The 22,717-nt window shown below is 62.2% G+C and carries 13 protein-coding genes and 2 pseudogenes; 9 read left to right on the top strand and 6 right to left on the bottom strand.

The genetic code is table 11. From position 1 onward, the window contains the following. Positions 1-1,185: PE family protein (locus tag F0Q45_RS14135; protein ID WP_149654540.1), on the bottom strand; the 1,185-nt coding region annotated here is incomplete at its 3' end. 1,045 nt (positions 1,186-2,230) lie between these two features. Here F0Q45_RS14135 and F0Q45_RS14130 point away from each other — a divergent pair. After that, the gene (locus tag F0Q45_RS14130) at positions 2,231-7,162 is read left to right on the top strand and encodes a PPE family protein (protein ID WP_149654539.1); all 4,932 of its coding nucleotides are present in this window, start codon (positions 2,231-2,233) and stop codon (positions 7,160-7,162) included. Positions 7,163-7,249: 87 nt separating this feature from the next. Here the strand turns inward: F0Q45_RS14130 and aceA are convergent, their stop codons facing one another. Then, positions 7,250-9,538: an isocitrate lyase ICL2 gene (gene aceA, locus F0Q45_RS14125; RefSeq protein ID WP_149654538.1), complete on the bottom strand. Its 2,289-nt coding sequence runs from the start codon at positions 9,536-9,538 to the stop codon at positions 7,250-7,252. 162 nt (positions 9,539-9,700) lie between these two features. Here aceA and F0Q45_RS14120 point away from each other — a divergent pair, with 162 nt between their 5' ends. After that, positions 9,701-10,084 (top strand): hypothetical protein, encoded by a 384-nt coding sequence (locus F0Q45_RS14120; protein ID WP_149654537.1) that lies wholly within the window; start codon positions 9,701-9,703, stop codon positions 10,082-10,084. Continuing rightward, positions 10,074-12,407, top strand: a complete 2,334-nt coding sequence (locus tag F0Q45_RS14115) for a hypothetical protein (RefSeq protein WP_149654536.1) — start codon at positions 10,074-10,076, stop codon at positions 12,405-12,407. Before F0Q45_RS14120 ends, F0Q45_RS14115 begins: the two co-directional genes overlap by 11 nt. Before the next feature lie 120 nt (positions 12,408-12,527). Here F0Q45_RS14115 and F0Q45_RS14110 read toward each other — a convergent pair whose 3' ends face one another. After that, complete coding sequence (locus F0Q45_RS14110) at positions 12,528-13,238, bottom strand: MBL fold metallo-hydrolase (RefSeq protein WP_149654535.1); 711 nt, start codon at positions 13,236-13,238, stop codon at positions 12,528-12,530. Positions 13,239-13,404: 166 nt separating this feature from the next. Here F0Q45_RS14110 and F0Q45_RS14105 point away from each other — a divergent pair, with 166 nt between their 5' ends. The 3 genes from F0Q45_RS14105 to F0Q45_RS14095 all read left to right on the top strand — a co-directional run bounded on the left by F0Q45_RS14105 (position 13,405) and on the right by F0Q45_RS14095 (position 15,965). Next, complete coding sequence (locus tag F0Q45_RS14105) at positions 13,405-14,409, top strand: synaptic vesicle VAT-1 family membrane protein (protein ID WP_149654534.1); 1,005 nt, start codon at positions 13,405-13,407, stop codon at positions 14,407-14,409. Between the two features lie 88 nt (positions 14,410-14,497). After that, positions 14,498-14,971, top strand: coding sequence for a hypothetical protein (locus F0Q45_RS14100; protein WP_149654533.1), 474 nt, complete (start codon positions 14,498-14,500; stop codon positions 14,969-14,971). A 28-nt stretch (positions 14,972-14,999) separates the two neighbouring features. After that, positions 15,000-15,965, top strand: coding sequence for an FAD-dependent oxidoreductase (locus tag F0Q45_RS14095; protein ID WP_149654532.1), 966 nt, complete (start codon positions 15,000-15,002; stop codon positions 15,963-15,965). A gap of 14 nt (positions 15,966-15,979) precedes the next feature. On the opposite strand, the gene F0Q45_RS14090 is transcribed toward F0Q45_RS14095, so the two are convergent. The 3 genes from F0Q45_RS14090 to F0Q45_RS14080 form a co-directional block, all read right to left on the bottom strand. Continuing rightward, positions 15,980-16,411 (bottom strand): anti-sigma factor antagonist, encoded by a 432-nt coding sequence (locus tag F0Q45_RS14090; RefSeq protein WP_149654531.1) that lies wholly within the window; start codon positions 16,409-16,411, stop codon positions 15,980-15,982. A 548-nt stretch (positions 16,412-16,959) separates the two neighbouring features. Continuing rightward, entirely contained in the window at positions 16,960-17,187 is a 228-nt protein-coding gene (locus F0Q45_RS28635; RefSeq protein ID WP_223163909.1) for a hypothetical protein, read from the bottom strand. 857 nt (positions 17,188-18,044) lie between these two features. Then, entirely contained in the window at positions 18,045-19,931 is a 1,887-nt protein-coding gene (locus F0Q45_RS14080) for a PPE family protein (protein ID WP_149654529.1), read from the bottom strand. A gap of 276 nt (positions 19,932-20,207) precedes the next feature. Between F0Q45_RS14080 and F0Q45_RS14075 the strand changes: the two genes are divergently transcribed. From F0Q45_RS14075 to F0Q45_RS29320, 3 genes and pseudogenes are all read left to right on the top strand, one after another. Then, entirely contained in the window at positions 20,208-21,932 is a 1,725-nt protein-coding gene (locus F0Q45_RS14075; RefSeq protein WP_149654528.1) for a hypothetical protein, read from the top strand. 281 nt (positions 21,933-22,213) lie between these two features. Then, positions 22,214-22,369: pseudogene (locus F0Q45_RS29325) on the top strand (MMPL family transporter); the annotation flags it as partial. Between the two features lie 4 nt (positions 22,370-22,373). Continuing rightward, positions 22,374-22,478, top strand: a pseudogene (locus F0Q45_RS29320) (ExeA family protein); the annotation flags it as partial. Positions 22,479-22,717 lie beyond the last annotated feature (239 nt).

Raw genomic sequence — 22,717 nt, 5'->3', positions numbered from 1 at the left:
TCCAGGCCCGCCTTGGCCGGCTGCGCCTCCGCTGCCTCCTATGCCTCCGGTGCCGCCGCTGCCGGCTTGGCCCGGAACGCTACCGTCGGCGCCGACCCCTCCGATTCCACCAAACCCGCCAGCTCCACCAACGCCGCCCTGTCCGCCAGCGCCGAATAGCAGTGGCCCGCGACCTCCGGGCCCGCCGTCGCCGCCGATTCCCCCTATGCCGCCAACGCCACCGCCTGTGTCACCGGCCCCGCCAGCACCGCCAGTCCCGCCAGCCCCACCTGTACCAGCGGCCGTGAACAGTCCGCCGGCCCCTCCGGCGCCGCCGGTACCACCGGGACCACCAGCACCGGCGCCAGCAGTACCCGCAGTTCCTGCCCCGCCTACTCCACCGGCTCCACCCGTGCCGAATAGCCCGGCGTTGCCGCCGGCGCCGCCGGTGCCGGCTCCGATACCGCCGGTCCCGCCGGTTCCGCCGGCGCCAAACAACGTCCCGCCGTTGCCGCCGATGCCGCCGGTGCCGCCGCCGGTACCCCCGGCCCCGCCGGTTCCGCCGGCGCTGAACAATAGTCCAGCATTACCGCCGATGCCGCCGGTGCCGCCCCCGACACCGCCGGCCCCCCCGGTGCCGCCGGTTCCAAACAACGCCCCGCCGTTGCCGCCGGCGCCGCCTCTCGCTCCGCCGATGCCGCCAGCGCCGCCTGCGCCACCGTGACCCCACAGCCCCGCCGATCCGCCCGAGCCCCCCGCTTGGCCGGCCCCGCCGGGCGCGCCGCTGCCACCGTTGCCGAACAACAGTCCGCCTGGACCGCCATTGCCACCTGGCGTCGTCGCATTGGCGCCGTCGCCGATAAGTGAACGCCCCAACAATGTCTGGGCGGGCGCGTTGACCGCGTTCAGCAGAATCTGCTCAACATTGATAGCCTCTGCGCTCGCATAGGAGACTGCACCGACCCTGAGGGTCTGCACGAGGCGGTCATGAAACGCTGCGACCTCTGCGCTGAGCGCTTGATACTCCTTAGCATGTGTGCCGAACAACGCCGCGATTTGCACTGATACCTCATCAGTCCCGGCCGCCAGCACCTCTGTGGTCGAGACGGCTGCGGCGGAGTTGGCGGCGCTGATTGACGACCCGATGCTGGAAAGTTCCGATGCTGCGGCAGCGACCATCTCCGGCAGAGCGATCACAAACGACATAGCTAGCCCTTTCCGTCAGTGCAGCCGAGTCACTTCGAGCTGCGCATGCGCGCGTCAAGAGCTGGCCGGTCGGTTTACCGGGTGCTGATGCATAAACTTCAGCGCCCTTAGGCTCTCGATCCCAAGCAGCTCACCGCCGGCCGCGTCGAAAATGTCACCGCACCAAGCCTTCTAGTCTCGACGTCCCAAATCGGCCGGCAGCGCTACGACCCTACGGCGATCAGAATCATGAGACGTACCATTTATGTAAATGAGATGATTCCGTTATCTTAATGTGACATTTATCGCCGACAATGCCCAACTTCTTTACAAGTTGATGCTTTTGTTTGATTTGGGGCGCTGATGTCGGTGGCGGATTGATCGAGCCGCTCGCGCACAACGCTATCGATTGCGTGTTGTGGACAGCGGCGTCACGGGTCGTAGAGACGTTCTTGGCGCCGCCGCGCAGCCAGCGCGTAGCGCATAATCAGGACACATGCTTCCCGCAATACCGCCGTATCGACGCGTGTCGAGGGCAAAAGAGAAGCCCCTTGCGACTGATCGGCACGAGTTTGCTGGTATCGGGCGTTCACGCTGGCGCTTGGTGGTGACTGCCTGGCCGATGTGCCCCGACGGGCAGCTACGGTATGGCGCGTGGCAGCTGAGCTCGCGTTCATGACGGGCGCGCAGTGGCCCGCAGGATGTGAAGCCCGGCAGAACTCGCTGAGCGGGGAACCGCGGCGCTGACTCACCGGATACCGGCAAGAACACCAAATCCCAGCCCCATCAAAGCGGGACCTCAGCCACGCGAAAGTTCTAACTTCAGGCGCGGACCTGCGTACGCTGAACTCGGCGTCAGCCGCCTTATCGACGGAGTTCGTACGCACTAATGTACAAAAAGTTTACAAGCTATACGTTAGATATAACGTTTAGGTAACGGTCCGGCAACATTAAGATCACCTCCACACGGCTAGCGATGGGGCCGCGTAGCTTTGGGCGCTACAAACGCTCATGAACCGCTTCAGTCGAGGTTTATAAAGCGCGACTGGCCTAGGAAGTTGAAGCAATGAATTTTGCAGTGTTGCCGCCAGAAATTAATTCGGCCCTTATTTCTCTTGGTGCCGGATCGGGACCAATGCGAGAAGCAGCGCTGGCCTGGGACGGCTTGGCGCAGGAATTAGCATCGGCGGCAGCCGGTTTTGGATCGGTGACGTCAGGGTTGGTGGGTGGGTCTTGGCAAGGTCCAGCAGCCGCAGCGATGGCGGCCACTGCGGCGCCGTACCTTGGGTGGCTTTCAGCAGCAGCTGTCCAGGCCCAGCGAGCGGCGGCGCAAGCCGGCGCGATAGTAACTGAGTTTGAGGCTGCCAGGTCGGCAATGGTGCAGCCGGCACTGGTTGCGGCGAACCGTAATCAGTTGGTGTCCTTGGTAGTTTCCAACTTATTCGGGCAGAACGCTCCAGCCATCGCCGCCCTGGAAGGCGTTTACGAGCAGATGTGGGCGCTTGATGTTTCGGCGATGGCTGCCTATCACACCGGTGCTTCAGCGGTCGCATCGGCTCTAACGCCATTCACCCCGCTGTTGCCGGGTCTGGCGGGCCTGCCGGCGCAGTTAGCCGGCGCCCCTGCCGCCGTGGCGGTTGCCGCCCCGGCGGCGGTGTCGAGCTTTCCCAGCGTGATGAGCAACCTAAGCCTCGGTTTTGCAAACGTCGGTTTTGGTAATGTGGGTGCCGCCAACCGTGGTAATTTTAATGCGGGCAGTGGTAATTCCGGTAACTACAATGTCGGTAACACTAATCTGGGGAGCTTCAATTTTGGGTGGGGAAATCTCGGCGGGACCAATTTCGGCTTTGGGAATCTTGGCAGCAATAATGTGGGCTTTGGAAACGTGGGGCCTGGGCTGACCGCGGCCCTCAACAACTTCGGCTTCGGTAACACCGGCAGCAACAACATCGGCTTCGGGAACGCTGGCAACCACAACATCGGATTCGGAAATACTGGCAATGGAAATGTTGGTATCGGACTCACCGGCAACAACCTGCAAGGCTTCGGAGGTCTGAATTCCGGCACCGGAAACATCGGCTTGTTCAACTCGGGCACGGGAAATATTGGCATCGGCAACTCGGGCACCGGAAATATCGGCTTGTTCAACTCGGGCACCAGTTACAATACAGGCATCGGCAACTCCGGCGAAGCTAACACAGGTTTCTTCAACGTCGGGATAGCCAACACGGGTATTAGCAATATTGGTAACTACAACTCGGGTAGCTTCAACCTCGGTAGCTTCAATACAGGTGACTTCAACCCGGGTAACTCAAATACCGGCTATTTCAACCCCGGCAACCTCAATACTGGATTGGGTAACACGGGCAATGTTGATACTGGTGCGTTCATATCGGGAAATTACAGTAATGGTTTCTTCTGGCGCGGAGATTATCAAGGGCTGATTGGTTACTCGGGCACACTGACTATCCCCAGGATCGGATTGGACCTCAACGGTCTTGGCGGCGTCGGCCCGATCACTGTTCCGTCGCTTACTGTTCCCGAGATTGGTTTGGGTATCAATAGCACAGGAGCTTTGGTCGGCCCAATCGATGTGCCGCCAATCACTGTTCCGCGAATTGATTTGGGGATCAATAGTATGGGTGCCGGTGTCGGCCCGATTAGCTTGCCCCCGATCACTATTCCCCCGATCAGATTGGACGTTACTGCTGGCACTGGTGCCATAGCGGGGCCGATTACGGTGCCGCCGATCACTGTTTCACCAGTTACTCTCAATATTCAAAGTACGCAAGCTGTAGTCGGCGCTATCACGGTGCCGCCAATCACTGTTCCGCTAATTGGTTTGAATATCAATAGTTCCGGTGCATTGATTAACCCAATCACCCTTCCACCTATTACTCTCAATTCAATTGGTTTAGCGCTATCAAGTGGTGCGAAACAAACATATAACATACTTATCCACCCAATCAACGCCAATCTCCAGATTCTCGGTTTTGTCCCGGGAAATGGTACTATCGGTCCGGGTACGGTATTCTTGGACCTAGGGCCGGTCACAGTAAATGGTAATATAGGGCCCGCCACCTTCTTCTCTCCGAATGGTTTCACCCTTCCCCAAATACCGTTGAGTGTTAGCGTGACACAATCAGGCATTGGTCCGTTTACCGTGTTCCCGAACGGTTACACAATTCCAGAAATCCCCTTGTCGATCAATGCAACCGGCGGTCTCGATTCGTTCACCCTATTCCCGAACGGATTCACGATTCCGACTATTCCCTTATCAATTAATGTGCATGGTAGCATCGGCGGGCCGGCTGGCATTACGTTGTTCGGACCGGATGGTTATTCAATTCCGAGAATTCCGGTGGGGATCAACGCAGGTGGCGGCATTGGTCCGGTCACGGCATTTGCTAATGGGTATCAGCTTCCCGAGATTCCGTTAGGGATCAACGTGGGCGGCACTATCGGGCCGTTGACCACGCCGCCGATTACTATCCCAGCAATTCCATTGGGGCTTAACTCCGCCGGTGGTCTGGGCCCGATCAGCATCCCCATTCATTTAGCTGGCAGCCCCGGCTTTGGGAACTCCACCGTCACGCCATCATCTGGCTTTTTCAACAGCGGTAGTGGGAGCGCCTCGGGCTTCGGCAACGTAGGATCGGGCGCATCGGGCTGGTGGAACGTGGGTGCGGCTTCGGGCTACCTCAATGTCGGGTCGCTGGCTTCCGGAGTGGCAAACTTTGGTAACACCGTCTCAGGTTTGTTTAACACCAGCACGTTAGGGGCGATGACGCCGGCCTTTACCTCCGGCATCGGGAACGTAGGTGACCACCTGGCCGGGTTCTTCCGCGGGGGCGCGGTCGGCACCACGGTTAACTTCGGGGTGGCTAACCAGGGTAGCCTCAACCTGGGCAGTGCCAACCTCGGCGATTTCAATGCGGGCAACGGCAACGTCGGCAGCTACAACGTTGGTGCCGGAAACCTCGGCGGCAGCAATTTTGGCTTCGGCAACCTGGGCGGCACCAACGTCGGTTTCGGCAACGTCGGCAGCAACAATTTCGGGTTTGCGAACGCCGGTCCAAGCCTGACCGCGGGCCTAAACAACATCGGCTTTGCCAACATCGGCAGCAACAACGTTGGCTTGGCCAACCTCGGTAACGGCAATATCGGTTTCGGCAATACCGGCACCGGAAACATCGGGTTCGGTCTAACCGGCAACAACCAGGTTGGGTTCGGTGCCTTTAACTCGGGGACGGCCAATATCGGTTTCGGCAACTCCGGCTCGGGTAACATCGGCTTGTTCAATTCGGGTACAGGAAACTTCGGCATTGGAAACTCGGGCAACTACAACACCGGCCTTGGTAATACCGGCATCGCTAACACCGGCTTGTTCAATGCCGGCAGCGTCAACACCGGTATGGCCAATATCGGCAGTTACAACACCGGAAATTTGAACGCCGGCAGCTTCAACACCGGCGACATTAACCCAGGCAACACCAACACGGGCTTCCTCAACATTGGCAATGTAAACACCGGCATCGCCAACACTGGCAATGTCAACACCGGTGCGCTGATCTCGGGCAACCACAGCAATGGCTTCTTGTGGCGAGGAAACATGCAAGGCTTGATCGGCTACTCAACTACACTCAACCTCCCCCGCATCCCGCTGGGCTTACAAGTATCCGGCGGCCTCGGCGACCTCGTGGTGCCCGACATTACGATTCCGGCGATCCCGCTGAATCTGAACGCCATCGGTGGCATCGGCAACATCCGAGTGCCGGACATTACGATCCCGGCGATCCCGATGGATCTCAACGCCATCGGTGGCATCGGCGAAATTCGGGTACCGGACCTGACAATTCCGAGCATTCCGCTGAATTTCCTCGAAGATGGTGACGCCGGCCCGATCACGATACCCACCATCTCGACTCCGACAATCACACTGGAACTCAACGCCGGAGGTGGTATCGGCCCCCTCAGGGTGCCCAGCATCACCATTCCGAGTATTCCGCTGAATCTGAACGCCGCTGGCCTTATCGGACCCATCAGCGTTCCGTCCCTGCCGCTTCCCCAAATCCCCGTGTCTGTCGGCCTGGCGATACCTGTGCACCTGGGCATCAGCACACTTGCGGTAGACCTTCGCGATGTAACCGGAGTCATCCCGGTACTCGTCGGCAGCATCGGGCCCGTCCGCTTGGCTGATTTTACGATCGGTATGACACTGGCCGGTGGTACCTTCGCGTCCAGCATCCAGGGTTTCACAATCAATGCCTTCAACCTGGCCATTCCGTTGAGTGGCGCGACCAACTCCTTCACCATCCCGGGCTTCACCATTGATCCGTTCGGGCTGAGCATCCCGTTGAATGGTCGCATCGACCCGATCACCATCCGCGGCTTCCAAATCGGCCAGTTCAACCTTGATATCCCGCTGAACGGCAGCACCAACGCTTTCACCATTCCTGGCTTCTCTATCCAGCGCTTCGGTCTGGACATCCCGCTAAGCGGTAGCCTGAACGAGTTCACCATCCGCGGGTTCGGCATCGACCAGTTCGGTCTGAACATCCCGCTCAGCGGCAGTACAAACCAGTTCACCATCCCCGGCTTCCGCATTCCCGGATTCCCGTTGAATATCGACCTCACCGGTGGACTCGGACCAGCAGATATCCCCATCACAATCGGGGGCACCCCGGGCTTCGCAAACTTCACCAGCAGCCCGTCGTCGGGCTTCTTCAACTCCGGCGCCGGCAGCAGCTCGGGCTACGGGAACGTCGGGGCCGGCATTTCGGGCTACTGGAACCAGGTGCCGAACCTATTGGCCGGTGGGCTTTCCGGTTACCAGAATGTCGGTCAACTGGCGTCGGGCGTGACCAACTTCGGCAACACGGTTTCGGGCTACTACAACACGAGCACCGTTGGCCACCTGACGGCGGCCTTCGACTCGGGGTTCAAGAACGTCGGTCAAAAGCTCGCGGGCTTCTTCCGCACCGGCAACGGGCCATAGGCGAGAGGGAGCACGCCGTCACGACCACCCCCATGACTGGCACGATGCTGCCAAGTCGAGTCATCCGCACACGAGCGCCGGCTGCGACTACCCTTCCTTGGTAATCAACCGCCGCAACGCCACCCGATCGGGCTTCAGCAATTCCTCGATACGCGGGCGGTTCACCTCGGCCACGATGATCTCGCCCACCTCTTGATAGACCTCGCTGAAGATGCCATGCGATTTCATCTTCGCGGTCTGATATTGATTGTCTTCGGTCGGCGTCACGTAGTAGACAGCATCGGCCTTGAATCGATGCACCAGCCAAAGGTGGATCAAGGTCATCAGCCGCTTCTGACGCAGCTTCTCGGCGAAGGTGTTCTGGTCGCGCACCTGAAGGATGCTGCGCCCGTGCCGATCCTTGATTGGGTCGACGACCACATTGGCCAGCTGCTCGTCACGACTGCCATAAATTCCGAGCTCTAGCACATCCGAGCCGGGACGGCGGGGCCGTAGTTGCGCGCGGAGCTTCTCCCCGAGCTGGTAGTGATCGCTCCACAGCGCCAGCCACTCTTCCAACAGTTTCTTCGGCACCTCGGTCTGCACCAAGTGCTGGTGCTGAGTCGAGCCCTTGCCCATGGCCTTGGTGGTCGCGGTGCGTCCGGAAGAGGCTTGCAGGGCAGCGTCGCTGCGCGGTCCGCCCACCAAGGTCTGCGGCGTGCGGTACGGAGATTCGACTAGGCGCATCTTGCGCTGCAGACGCGCCAGCGCGAGCATGCCGTCCTGGCGCAGCGAGGTGGCGAACTCTTCGGCGGCCACGCCGTCGATCTGGTGTCCGCCGTAGGTGATGAAATTGAAGACGAAGCCCATCTTCGCCAGCTCCTCGGGGAACTGCCGCATCTCCTCGTCGGTCATGCCGGTGGTATCCCAGTTGAACGAGGGCGAGAGGTTGTAGGCCAGCATCTGGTCGGGGAACTTGGCATGGATCGCCTCGGCGAACTGCCGGGCATCGGCGAGATCGGCGGTCTTGGTTTCCATCCAGAGGATGTCGGCGAACGGCGCTGCGGCCAATGACTTGGCGATCGCATACGGAATACCGCCGCGGATCTGGTAGTAGCCCTCCGGGGTCTTAGCCAGTTCGCAATCCCATCCGGGATCGGCGCCCAACTTCTTGGCCTTGGCCCGGGCAGCGTAAAGCGACGTACTCGCGGCGAACGCCCGCCACTCCTCGGGGCTCATGCCAACGGGCTCGCCTTCGCTCTCGCCGAACTGGAGCACTTCGGCCACGGCCTCGCCGTAGGTCATCAGCCCCGCGTCGTTCTCCCAAGCAGCCACAAACTGCGACTCCACCTGGTCGAACAGGTCGTCGATTGACCTCTGGCCGTTGTCCCGCCAGCTGTTGACGGCATCCGAGATTAGGCCCAGGATGCCTTGGCGGTCGAGCCAACCGTTGGCTACCGCGTATTCGTCCTCGCTGAGCGTGTACAGCAGATGCCCATTAAGTTCTTTGACGCCTAAGTCGTAGAAGCGCCGCAACATGGCCAAGAAGCACGACTTGTAGGAAGGGAGGTCGAGGTTGGTGGCGCCGAGCAGGAAGGGCTGGTCGCGCTCGTCGCCGCGGCTGTCGATCAGGTTGGCCGCCTCGGCATCGGTGCGCGCAACGATGATACCGGGCACCCGCATGACGTCGAGCTGAAAGCGGGCGGCATTGAGCCGCTTGATCTGTTCATCGGAGGGCACCAAGACCTTGCCACCCTGATGGCCGCACTTCTTGGTGCCCGGGCGCTGGTCTTCGATGTGGTATCCGGGCACGCCGATCTCGACGAATCGGCGGATCAGGTTGCGCACGTGCGGATCACCGCCGTGACCCGTGTCGGCGTCGGCGATGATGAACGGGCGGAAGTCATACGTTGGGCTTGCAGCGCGCTGCTGGTCACTGATGTGCAGGCGCAGGTACTCCTGATTGCGGTCGGCGGTGAGCAAGGCGCGCACCAACACCGCGGCATCGTCGGGCACCTGGCTCAGCGGGTAGCTGGCGAGGTCGGGGCCGGGGTCCTCAGTGGTGGAACCCTTGGCGGAGGTTGCCCAGCCACCGAGATAGATCGCCTCGATGCCCATCCGCTTCATGCTCACGGCCTGCCCCGGCGAGTACGGGCCAAAAGTGGTGATGCTCTTATGCTCGGCGAAAAGCTGGCGCAGGCGCTCGTAGAAAGCTGCCGCCGCGTCGCGAGCCACCGTGTAATCGGTGGGAATTGTGCCGCGCTGCTCTACGACTTGTCGGGCGGTGTAGAGCCGGGTGATCCCGGCAAAGCGCGAGCTATCGAAGTATCGCTGCGTTTCTGCGACATCGTGCTCGAATGGTGTGCGGACCTCAGTGCCGGTCTCGGCGATAGCCATGGGCCTACGCTCCTTTGTGCGCCCGAATCCCCTAACGGACAGAAGTGTATCCCTGGGCCAAACCGGAAATTCACCGGTAACCAGCGCAGTTGGTCCGACGGCCGCGATAGCCCTATACCTTCCGTATTCCTTGCGGCGACGTTTCAGCGCTAACGTCATCAGATGACGTCCAACCAGCCTCAGCAGCCGAGCCATACCAGCGCCACAGGTCTCGGCCCAGTTGTCGATCGACTCGGCCCGCGCCTGCGCGCCGAGTTCGGGGAATTACAGAAGTCAGAGCGCACAATCCTTGCGGCACTGACGAATCCCGATATCGCCCGGCAGTTCGCTGCCGATCCGCTAGCCACCTTGACCGCGTGCAAGATCGAGGTGCCGCCGATCATCAAGCAGCGCCTCAAGTCGGCAGCATTGACCGGAGATGCCCCAGACCTGCATCGTCCTCGGTCGTTCCGGCTGCCCAACGGGCAGGTTGTGACCGCGCGGGTCAACATTCGCTTCACCGGCGGGCCCGAGGTGACCAAAGCGGGTAAGTCCGATGTCCGGTGAGCAGACCCACGGCTATGACCTCGTCATCGAGTTCGCCGAACAGGCATATCAGCAAATACTCAGTGTCGTGTTCGACACCGGCGGCTTCCTGCTGGGCACCATCCTAGGTGGCCTGGGCATCCATCTTGACCCGGCCACACCTTTCTCGGTGACGGTTGCCTTCGACCGGCCAGGGGGCCTCCCGGCCGGCGCCGCCGACGTCATCGACATTCACGTGCTGCTCGGCGACGCCGGTGCACTGGGGACGCTGCGCATCGTCGCGAGTGTCGACATGGACACCAGCACCAGCGGAATCGACTTGGCGCGAATCGATCTCGAGCACAAGCTGTGGTTGACCGAGATTACGGTAGCGGGGTTTCCGATCCCCGGCCGTAATGGGTTGTTCGCTGCCTTCCTGCGACAGAATGTCAAGTTGATCCCGTTGGTGCCCTTCCCGGTGGACCATGCCACGAGCGTTAACACCCAGATGAAGAACGCCGACGTGCACATCGTCGACGACACCTCACCCGCCGATAAAGATGCGTCCGCGTTCCTGGTCACGTTCGGGGGCGGCAGTCCCGGCGACAAGTCCGCATTCACCCAGAGTTTCATCTCCGGGGGCGGGAACGCGGGCATTGTCGCGTCGATGGGCTGGATATGCCGGGTCATCAGCCCGATGATCGACAACTCGCTGCAACTCGGCGCCTTCACGAACTGTCGGCTCACTCGTACCGTGCGCATCGACGAGGACAACGAGGTGGACCTGACCGGCTTGTCGATCACCGCGGGCGACGACGGGGCGCTGCATGTTCAGGTGAAGATCACCAAGTCCGGCTTCTGTTACTCGGCCGCGGGTACGGTCGGGGCGAAAATCACCATCGCGGTTGCCGGCGGGCAGCTGGTGGTGAAGGTTGCGGCCGACGATCCCACCGTCGACGTTGACATTCCCTGGTACTGCTGGGTGGCCGGTGCGGTGATTGGCGCGCTGCTCGGGGCGCTGCTGCCGTCGGTCATCTATGTGATTGTCGGAGCGGTGCTGGTCCCGCTAATCATGTACATCGCCGAAGAGGTCATTGAGGGCACCATCAACAGCGTCGCCGCTCATATCGCCGACGCGCTCAACCAGCTCCTGGTCCCGGTAAACATCCCGGCGGTGGGATTCAACCTGATTTTCAGCGATGTCCACATCGACGATGTGCAGATCGGGTGCCGGATCAAGGTCGTTGACACTGCCCCGGTGCGTGCCGCCGGCAGCGTGGTGGTGCCCAACGGTTCGGCGTTTGACCTCGACAGCGGTCGAGTCGGCGCTCGTGATCTGCCCAGTGGCGACCTCGCGGTGCTCGGTGGCCCGTTCGACCGCACCGTCGCGGCGGTGTGCGGCGCCCGCTGGGCCCGTACCGGTCTGCGCGATTTCGACGGCCTGTTCCGCGCGGCCGTTTACGGCTACGCCTACGACGCGCCCAACCCGGTTACCCTGGCAGACCTGGCTGCCATCGACCCATTCGGTCTGTTGACTGGTAACCCGTTCAAGGAATCGCTGCGCATTTACGCCGTGCGCACTAATGAAGGCCGGTGGGCGGCCGTTCAGGCCGTTGAGGTTACGCTCGACCACATCCGCATGCGTTACGTCACCTGGGAGAAAGCGCTCGCGACGGTGCAGATCGTAGGTGGATTCACCTGTCCACCAAGTGTTTTCGGCAACTATGGGGAGGTCGCCCAGGCTGGGTCGACGGCGTTCGTGGCCTCGCCCGTGTTGCGTGCCGGCCTGGGCCACGTCACGACGGCAACCGGCGCGGTCGTCACCGGGACGCAACACGATCCGTGCCGCGAAATGCGGGAGGCAGTCCGTGCGATGGCGTCCACCCCGGCGTCGGTGAAAGGTGTCGACACCATCAAAGAGGCCATTCTCGCGTTGCCGCTTAGCGATCGACGCATCGGCACGTTCGTTGGGCCCATCGTTCGCCAGATGCGCGCACAAGGTCGATTCGATGCTGTCGCAACCGGTTTCGCACCCGACTACAAGGTCAACTGGCAACTCGACGGCAATGAGCTAACCGGGACTAGTGGTCAGCAAGACCTCGGCGGCGGCGCGATCGCGCACTACCAGATCACCGGCACCACCCTACTGCTGACGCTCGACACGACAGAGCCCGTCGAGATGCTGCTATCGGTCACTGTCGTCGACGCGGCCGCGCACGCCGCCTCAGCCCAGCGGTGCGTTCACTATGAGCCGCGATGCACCGGCCGGGGCCGCCTGACGCCGGTGTGGAGCGATTACCGGACGGCATGGCTGACGAACTTCGGTGTCGTCGAGGTTGTGGCACCCGCACCGGTAATCACTTGACTGCGCATGGAAGAAGCTGCAGCACAACAGTATTGATCATGCTCAGCCCAGCACGAGGGGCACTCGACCACAATTGCCACCCGGCCGGTGCGGCAAAGTAGGTCGCGGCCAGCGGAGTTGCTAGCCCGCCTGCGTTCGCAGCCAAGCTTGTTGGCGACGAACGAACTTCGCGTCGACAACCTTCCCATGACCCGGTACGTAGACGGCGGCGGCTCCGCCGAGCGCGAGTAATCGATCAAGCGTTGTCGGCCACGCCCCCACATCAGAGTCGGCGTCGATGAAGGGATCGGCGGATTCCTCGACGAGGTCGCCGGTGAAGACCACCGTTGGGTCGTGCTGATCGGTGGGGCTGCGGGCCACCACGACGAGATCCGCGGTGGTGTGACCGTGTCCGAGATGGGTGATCGCCACGATGCGATCGCCGAGGTTGACGGCGGCGTGATAAATCGTGTGCTGCGGTGCCCGCAAGGCCGCGATGGCGCGGTCCACCTCCTCGGCATCCGCCCCGTGGCGCAGCGCGTGCTCGCGCAGCCGGTCGGTACCCGACGACAAGTACTCGGCAACCTCAGGTGCACAGTAGATCTCGGCACCGGCGAACATCGAGGAACCCAACACATGGTCGAAATGCTGGTGCGTCAACACAACATGCGACACGGAGCATCCAGCGATCTGGCGGACATCGGCGTCGATCGCGGCTGCCTCGACTAGCGTGGTGCCGGCATCCACGAGCAGCGCTCCGCTGCTGCCCCGTACCAGCCCTATCGTGACGTCACAAAACGGCAGCCGGCAGCGATGCACACTGCCCGTCAGCTGCTCCCAGTTGTAGTGCACAACGAGGAAGGTAGTCGCACCGGTCCGGGCGTGTCAGTACGATTCGCCCATGGTCATCGAGATCTGCCCGATGGATCGCCCGGGCGATCGCCGCCCCGGACGCGCGCGGAAACTGACTGGCGATTAGTTCCGCTCGACCATCTCGACGAGTCCAGAGGAGAACACAATGCGCGCAGTCGTGATCACCAAGCACGGCGACCCGTCGGTGCTGCAGGTGCAGCAACGCCCCGACCCGGCGCCACCCGGACCGGGCCAGCTGCGGATCGCCGTTCGCGCCGCCGGCGTGAACTTTGCCGACCACCTGGCCCGCGTCGGCCTATATCCCGATGCGCCGAAACTGCCGGCCGTGGTGGGTTACGAGGTCGCCGGAACGGTGCAGGCTGTCGGCGACGGTGTGGAGGAAAACCGCATTGGCCAACGCGTGCTGGCCGGAACACGATTCGGCGGCTACGCCGAAATCGTCAACGTTGCGGTCAGCGATTCGGTAGTGCTGCCCGACGGGTTGAGCTTCGAACAGGGCGCCGCCGTTCCGGTGAACTACGCCACGGCCTGGGCAGCGCTGCATGGCTACGGGTCATTGCGTGCCGGCGAGCGGGTGCTGATTCACGCCGCGGCCGGCGGGGTCGGCATTGCGGCCATACAATTCGCCAAGGCCGCTGGTGCCGAAGTGCACGGCACCGCGTCCCCGGGAAAACACCAGAAGCTTGCCGAGCTCGGCGTGGACCGCGCCATCGACTACCGCCGCGATGGCTGGTGGAAGGGGCTGGGCAAGTACGACCTGGTGCTGGACGCACTTGGCGGTACCTCGCTGCGGCGGTCCTACGATCTGCTGCGCCCCGGGGGAAGGCTGGTCGGCTACGGGATCTCGAACATGCAGCAGGGCGAGAAGCGCTCGCTGCGCCGGGTGCTCCCCCATGCGTTGTCGATGCTGCGCGGCTTCAACCTGATAAAGCAACTCGAAGAGTCAAAGACCGTGATCGGCCTCAACATGCTGCGGCTGTGGGACGACCGCGGCACTCTCGAGCCTTGGATTACGCCGCTACGCCAGGCTTTGGACGACGGCACGGTCTCGCCGATCGTTCATGCGGTCGTGCCGTTCGGCGAAGCGCCCAAAGCCCACCGGATCCTGGCGTCGCGGGAAAACATCGGCAAGGTCGTGCTGGTGCCGTAAGCGTCTAGCTGGCTGCCGTGCCGTTAGCGGCGAATGTCATGTGCTGATTAGTCGAAATAGGTCGCGAGCGTCGGTAGGCTGCTGTTCTATGCGCTCTACGGTATCGGCACCTATGACGGCCCGCGTTGTCGCTGCGGGCCTGCTGCTCGCGGGCTGGGCGGGATCGGCGGGCATGGCCGGGGCCGATCCACAAACCACGCCGGCACCCACACCCAAGACGACCATTGACCACGACGGCACCTACACCGTGGGCACCGATATCGCGCCCGGTACGTACGCCTCGGCCGGGCCGGTCGGCGACGGCACCTGCTATTGGAAACGGATGGCAAATCCTGACGGCGCGCTCATCGACAACGCCATGAGCAAGAAGCCGCAGGTGGTCCAAATCGACGCCGGCGACAAAGCGTTCAAGACGACCGGTTGCCAACCCTGGCAGATCACGAGTGACGCGGCCGCGTCTACCGACCTCCCGGGACCCGCCGCCGGGGCGCAGCTGCAAACGACTCTTGGCATCCTCAACGGGCTGCTCGCTCCGAATGACCAGCAAGTACCACGGTCCTGAGTGACTATGGGTTCGGTTTGCGGCTGCTGTGGCTGACGGCCTGCCGCAAGTACTCGTCATCGGTGCCGGTGTTAGTGGGCTGACAGCGGGTCTTTGCTTGGCCGAAGCCGGTTGGCCGGTACGACTGTGGACGGCCCGGCTTCCCCAGCAGACCACCTCGGCGGTGGCCGGTGCGGTGTGGGCGCCGCGGGCCCACGAACCGGTCGCTAAGACCTTGTCGTGGACGAAACAGTCACTGCACGAATTTCGTCGGCTGGCCAATGATCCGACAACCGGAGTGCAGATGACACGCGCACTCATCGCAGGCAAGGCGCTCGAGGTCGACACTGCGCCGACAGGTGCCGACCTAATACCCGACTTGCACGCCGTTGACCCCGCCCATATGCCTATGGGCTTCCGCGTCGGCTTTCACGCCACCTTGCCGATGATCGACATGCCGCGCTATCTCGACTATCTGACCAGGCGACTTGCTGCGGCCGGCTGTGACATCGAGATTCGCCCGATACGGTCGCTGGCCGAGGCCGCCGATACCGCCCCAATCGTGATCAACTGTGCCGGGCTCGGGGCCCGCGAGTTGGCCGGTGACGACACGCTTCGGCCGGTCTTCGGCCAGCATGTTGTGCTGGCCAACCCGGGTTTGACCGACATGTTCGTGGAACGCACCGACGACCCGCAATGGGCCTGCTACTTTCCCCATCCCGAGCGCGTAGTTTGCGGTGGTATCAGGATTCCCGACCGCTGGGACACCACCCCAGATCCTGCGGTGACCGAACGCATCCTGTGCGACTGCCGCCGGTTAGAGCCGCGGCTGGCCGAAGTGACAGCGGTCGAAACGATCACTGGCTTACGACCGGATCGGCCGTCTGTGCGTGTTCAGGTCGAGGAGATAGGTACGGCCCGCTGTATTCATAACTACGGGCATGGCGGTGATGGCGTCGCGTTGTCCTGGGGTTGTGCGCGTGAGGTGGTCAGGCTGGCCGGCGCCGAAGGCTGAGGAGCGACGACTCTCTATTGGGCGTTAGAAGGCGGGGACAGCGCGGTCTCGACCGTCGAATACATGGGCAGCAAGCGGCGCAGCCCGCACGCGGCAATGGTGCGGGCCACAATCGGCTGATTGGTGACCAGCCGCAGACTCACGCCGCGACGGCGACACCGTACCGATTCTTGAGCTAACACGGCATAGGCACACGACCCCATAAATTCCAGGTCGCGAACGTCAACCACAAATGGTCCGGGCGCGATGGCGATTGCGGCGCTCCTGCTGATCAATCGCTGCCATACGACCTCGTTACTCGCGTCAATGTCACCGCCGACATGAACGACCACTGCCGAGCCGGTTGTCTCGGTGAGTGCCCGTAGACCGCTATGCGGGTCACTCAGGTGCGAACTCAGCCGCGTGCTCGTAGGACCGGGAAGCGAGCCGATCGCGACAGTGTTCATTTCTTGCACTATCCCGTCCTTGTGTGCGGTTAAGTAATGCCATCCTCGGTGTCGGACGGCGGGCAGGTATTAAGCGTCATTCGGCAGACAGGGGTTGTTCTCGAGGTTCGGCGTGCAGACCACGTAAGCATATGTGTAACAGGTCCTGACAACATAGGATGTCGCTTTCCGAAATTTCGGAGTATCCTGCTGGTCTCGCGGACTACCCGTTGGCGGGTCCACGACGCCGAAGCCGAAATCGTGGCTCATCTCGGAATCGAAACGGGGCACTAAGCAAATGTCCTAAGTAAGGTGATCGAGATGCGCCGCCGAAGCGCTTCTGGAAGCCGCTCGTCGCGTCTCCGCGTCCTCAAGCCAATCCGACGAAGCCTGCCCCCCGCGGGTCATCTGCTACCGGGGTTGGCTGCGGGCAGCCCCGATACCGGCGTGACGCTGGCCTATGGATGTGGTTCTGCGGACAATTCTGTTGTGGCAGTTGAGTATTGGGTAGCAGCTGGCAGTGTGGCTAGTCGCGGTGCGGACGTGGTTGTCGATCTGGGTGGATCTGATCAACGGTCATGGTCAGCAGTATTGGGCCTCGCCCTGGTCGGATCCTCGCCGCCCGTTCCCACCAGCTCAGCCAGCTCGCTGACGCCATCGACACCGCGTTCGCCCGCTGGGACCGTTCGCATTTGTACAAGTTCGAGTTGGGCGATGGCCGGTTGATCGGCCAGACCGTGTTCGATGACTTCGACCTGGGCATCATCACGACGGCGCCGTGGCGGTGTTGTCGACACTGGCACTGGGTGAGCAATTCGTCGATGAGTTCGATTTCGGTGCCAGCTGGACCCATTTGTGCACGGTGGAGCCGGCACGGATTGACCCGGAGTCGGAGCTGGGGATCGTGCCTCGCTCCCCGCATCCGTACTGCGGGATGGGTCAAAATACGAGATGCTCGACGGGTGCGGGTCGACAGCGCCCCTGTCCCGCAGACCGCGGCCACGTTCGGGTTCTCTCGCGGCTGGCAGAGGCAATCGCCGAGAAGTTCACGATCAGGGTGCACCCACTATCGGTGGAGCGGGCCATGACCCGTGCTGAGAACCCCGAAAGTGGAGACGTGCAGGGGCATCGAAGATACCAGCAGTGATGGATCCGACGTTGGTGGACGGCTCCAGCATCGGATTCGCCAAATTGCCCAACGGGTTTGCCAGTGATGGAATTGCTGCTGCCGCCCGCGCCGCCCATGCCCACGAGCGGCCGTTGGTTGCTAGGTCATTGAGATTGTCTTGAGTTTTCAGGCTGCTTTTGCGGCACGGGCGGGTCCGGCGGGCTGCTGCTATTCGGTGCGAGCGGTAGGTGCGCGTAGCCGTCGCCGGAGGCCGGATCGGGCTGAGTAGGGAGAGGCGGGTTGCTTATGTCGGTCTGCCGCGGCTCGTCCTGCTGGTAGTCGTGGTCGTTCGCCAGCGCCACGCTGCTCTGTCGGCGCCAGACGTCGGTAGGCCTCAATATATGTCGCGCACTGGGATTTAGGGCGACGGCTAGTTGACGGTGTTTCAGCTGAACCTTGAGGCTCCCTCGATGGGGGAGTTGAGCGTGTCCGGATTGTGGCGCCAGACGCTGCATGCCTGTTTGGCGCGGGATGAGGCGGCAGGGCCTAACGGTGAAAAAATCCCGAGACAAAGTTGGCGGCGTTGAGGAGGCCCGAGTTCTGGATTCCGGAGTTCAAGAAGCCCGATGCGGCGTTTTGAAGCACAATAGTGGTAACAACGTTGCCGATACCCGACAGCACCTGCCCGCTGTTCCCAACGCCCGACACGAAGCTTAGTGGAGTGCCTAAGCCCACGTTCGAAAAGCCCGACGTTATCACGCCCTGGTTGCGGTAGCCCGAGACCGACTGTCCGTTGTTGCCGAATCCCGAGGCTTGCAGTATTCCCGTGTTTTGGACGCCTGAGTTCCCTTCGCCAACGTTATAGAAACCCGAATTCCCAGTGCCGTTGTTTCCGAAGCCCGAGTTGGCGGACGTTTGATTGACCACACTGCCGAACCCGGTGTTGAGGTCACCCGAATTGTAGGCGCCGGTATTGGTGGAGCCTGAATTTGCCATGCCAGTGTTCATGTCGCCGGCATTAAATGAGCCTGAATTAGCTAGACCTGAGTTGAAGCTACCGGTGTTAAACGGGCCCGAGTTAAAGTCGCCGGTGTTAGAAAGGCCAGCATTGTAGTTACCCGTGTTGACGCTACCCGAGTTGCCGAAACCGGAATTTTCGCGGCCCGAGTTGAGCCAGCCGGTGTTGACGTCGCCCCCGTTCGCGAAGCCGGTATTTATGGAGCCCGAGTTCCCGAAGCCAGTGTTGATGTCGCCTGAGTTCATGATTCCAGTGTTGGCGTGGCCCGTATTTCCCACGCCAACGTTTCCGGTGCCCGAGTTGAAGAAGCCGATATTCCCGGTACCCGAGTTACCGAATCCGATGTTCTGGCTCCCCGAATTTAGCCCACCGAAGCCAATCTGATTGTCGCCAGTGAGCCCGATACCTATGTTGTTGTTGCCTGTGTTTCCGAAGCCGAGGTTAAATTTGCCGCTGTTCCCGAATCCCAAGTTATCCTCACCGTGGTTGCCGAAGCCTACGTTGTTGCTGCCGCTGTTCCCGAAGCCCATGTTGTGGTTGCCGAGGTTTCCGACACCCGAGTTGGCGTTGCCGCGGTTCCCATAGCCGAAGTTTTCGTGGCCAAGGTTCCCGGAGCCCACGTTGTTGTTGCCGAGGTTTCCGTTACCGAAGTTGGCGTCGCCGAAGTTTCCGTTCCCCCGGTTGAAGTTGGACGCGACTTCGGTAACACCAAATCCATTGCCGCTGCCGAAGTTACCGTTGCCGAAGTTCCCGCCGCCCAGATTTTGGTTGCCGGTGTTCCCGCCTCCCAGGTTTTGGTTGCCGGTGTTCCCGCTGCCCAGGTTTTGGTTGCCGGTGTTCCCGCTGCCCAGATTGAGGTCACCCTTGTTGCCGATGCCGAAGTTGATGTGTTGCAGCGCCTGTTGCCATGGCGCCAACGCCGCGGACGCCGACGATGCGCCGGCATGGTAGCCGACCATCGCGGTCACATCCTGAGCCCACATCTCGTCGTATACAGACTCCGCAGCCGCAATCGCTGGCGCGTTCTGCCCGAATATATTTGACAGCACCAATTGCACAAACTCATTCCGGTTGGCCGCCACCAGCATGGGATGGATCGTCGCTGCTTGAGCGGCCTCAAAAACACCAGCCACCGTGCGCGCTTGACTCGCCGCCCCTTCGGCTCGCACCGCGGCCGTGCTCAACCACTCCGCGTACGGAGCCGCTGCAGCGGCCATCGCCGCCGCGGCCACACCTTGCCACGATTGACCCGCTAACCCGTAGGTCACCGACGAAAACGAGGATGCCGCCGCCCCCAACTCCGTAGCCAACCCATCCCAGGCCGCTGCGGCCTCCAACATCGGCGCCGAACCCGGACCGGTGAACACTAGTGCGGAATTGACTTCCGGCGGCAACGACGCAAAATGTCCCACAATCGCTTCCTCTCAGAACAGGCCGACGACTGGTAACCGCGGCAAACGTTACGTGGTCAAGTACTCGAATTCTCGAGATTCGTACCGTGCACCGAAATTCCATACCGGCGAGAAAGGGTGCCTAGGCGTTCCGCCGATCAAGCTCCTCGAATCAGGAGCCGTTGACTCCTGCCCCGCCGTTGAAGACCATCGGCACGACAGGCACATCGCGTTCGCGCGGAAGGAGGTCTAGTGTCAACCCGGCCGCGAATATCGCCACCCCGGTCGGCGATTGGGCTCATGGCTTTCCTTGTCTACCTTCTCGGGGCCGTCGTCCTCACGATCGGCGCTTGGAGCGACCCAACGTCGGCCTGGGCGGGGAACTGCTGCGACCAGGAGCAGGCGATCTGGTATCTCGGGTGGACGCCCCACGCGCTCGCAAATGGCCTCAATCCGTTCTTCACGACCCAGATCGGTGCGCCCGACGGCGTGAACCTCATGTGGAACACCTCGATGACGCTCCTCGGGTTCCTGGGCTGGCTCCCGGCGAAGATCGGTGGCCCAATCTTTGGGTTCAACGTCCTTATGGTCGTCGGCATCGCCGTCAGCGGATTCACCGCCTGGCTCGCGATCCGACACTGGACCGGTGACGGCCTCGGCCCGATGGTCGGCGGCGCGGTCTACGCATTCTCGCCATACGTCGCCTCCCACGCGGCCTTGCACCTGAACCTCGCCACGGCCTGGGTTCCGCCGCTTTTCCTGCTCGTCATCGACGAGCTGCTGGTGAGGCGGCGCCGGCCGCCGTGGCAAGCTGGGGTTGCGCTTGGAATCCTAAGCGCCGCCCAGCTTTTGACCAACGAAGAGACGCTTGCCACCAGCGTCGTGGCAGCGGTAGCGCTGGTCTGCGTCATGGCCGTCGCGCGCCGCGACGGGCGGATTCGAGCGCGCTGCCGCCAAGGAGCTGCCCGGATCTTCCCGGCGCTCGCGGCCGCCACAGTGACGTTCCTCATGCTCGCGGCCTGGCCGCTGGCGGTCCAGTTCTTCGGACCGCAACGGATCAACGAGCCTGTCCAGGATCCCAAGACGTACTCGACCGACCTGGTGAACCTCGTCGTTCCGACGCCATACCAGCTGATCGCCCCTGACGCGGCGACACATGTGTCGCGCGAGTTCAGCGGCCTCTATCACGAGGCGACGGGCTACCTCGGCCTGCCGCTACTTGTCCTGCTGGTGGTCGTGGCCGTTCGGCAGTGGAACGACCTCCGGATCCGCGTTGCGAGCATTACCGAGGCGCTGCTCTTCGTGCTCTCGCTCGGGCCATGGCTCCACATCGGCAAGGAGGCTCTGCCCGTACCTCTTCCGTGGCTGCTCTTCGGGAAGCTGCCGCTGTTCAAACATGTTCTGCCGGGCCGCTTTACGCTGCTTGCTTGGTTGGCGGTTGCGGTGATCGTCGCGATCGTCATCGGCCGGGCAACTCGCCTGGCTCCGCGACCGGCGGCGCGGTGGCTGCTACCTGTGGTCGCGGCGCTCGTCCTGATCCTCCCTGCTCCCCTCCAACGGCAGCCGTTCTATACGCCGGCCTTCTTCCGAACGTGGTCCAGCCACAACATCGAGCCCACCGAAACAGTCCTGGTCGCACCGTATTTCATCAACGGGGGCCAGGCCGCGCCGATGGTGTGGGCGGCGCAGGCCGACTATGGGCTCCGGATGCCTGAGGCATACGCGTACATGCCGCAGCCGGACGGCCGGACGAGTTCGGGACCGCCGGCTACGCGGCTATCCAAGATCATGCTCGCGATCCAGGACGGCGAGACCTCGCTCGTCGCACGGGGAGAAGTTCGCGCACAGGTGGCCGCCACCCTCCGGTTCGCGGAGGTGCGCCACGTGATCGTCGGGCCGATGCAGGCATGGCAGGCGATGATCGCGTTCTTCACCGATCTGTTCGGCCGGGCGCCCGAGAGGGTCGGCGAGATTGCGATCTGGTGGGACGTCAACGTCCGGGGCGTCGTCGCGCCGCCCACATAGCGTCACTGAATAGTGCCAGCTTTGTGATGCGTGGTCTGAACCGCATCAACCCGCTAGACGCCATCACCGCGATGCGCGCAATCAACGCTGAGCCAGAAGCGAATACGCCACCCCCCCTGACCGCATGCAATCGATCAAGCTGCGCTTGAGAAGCATTGGAGAACAGCGGTGTCGTGCTGACGACGGTCAGGAACGCACTACCGTCTTTGACCGCCGTGGCCGCCGAGGGCTGCCGGGCGAACGAGCCGCCGACGAAAGTGCCGTCCGGCGAGGACACCGACGCCCGGTTCCGCGACGAGGTTGCCGATGGCGTCGACCGCGCAGAAGCCCTCATCCGCACGATGGCGACAGCTGGCCGCACAGTCCTGTTTTCGGCCGTGCCCGTTGGATTATCGATGGTCTCAATGGTGCTGTTTCTGCTGTATTTCCTTAAGTCGGTCCAACAACCTCGCGCTACAAGCCCGCGTCGCCGCGTTCAGCGCCACCAAAGCCATCGTCGACGAATCCTCCACCCGCACAGCCATCGCCGACGTCACGGCAGACTAAACACCACCGCGACACCCTGAACACCACCGAGCCCGCCGGACACCGCCCGGCGGGGTCATTTCATACCCCCACATCCTCACCGCCAATGCCGCCATCATGCTCATCCTCAGTGCCGGTCAACACCGGACCAAAGTCTCCTAACCGAGCCTATTTCGGTTCTTGTGACGTGACGGGTTTTCCCGAGTCGCCCTAAACGGATTCCTACGTGATGCATGGATCAGATTTCGCGGGCATATTGA

Source organism: Mycobacterium simiae (genome assembly GCF_008370645.1).
GTDB classification, from domain to species: Bacteria; Actinomycetota; Actinomycetes; order Mycobacteriales; family Mycobacteriaceae; genus Mycobacterium; species Mycobacterium simiae_A.
This window is presented reverse-complemented; position numbering and strand designations above follow the sequence as displayed.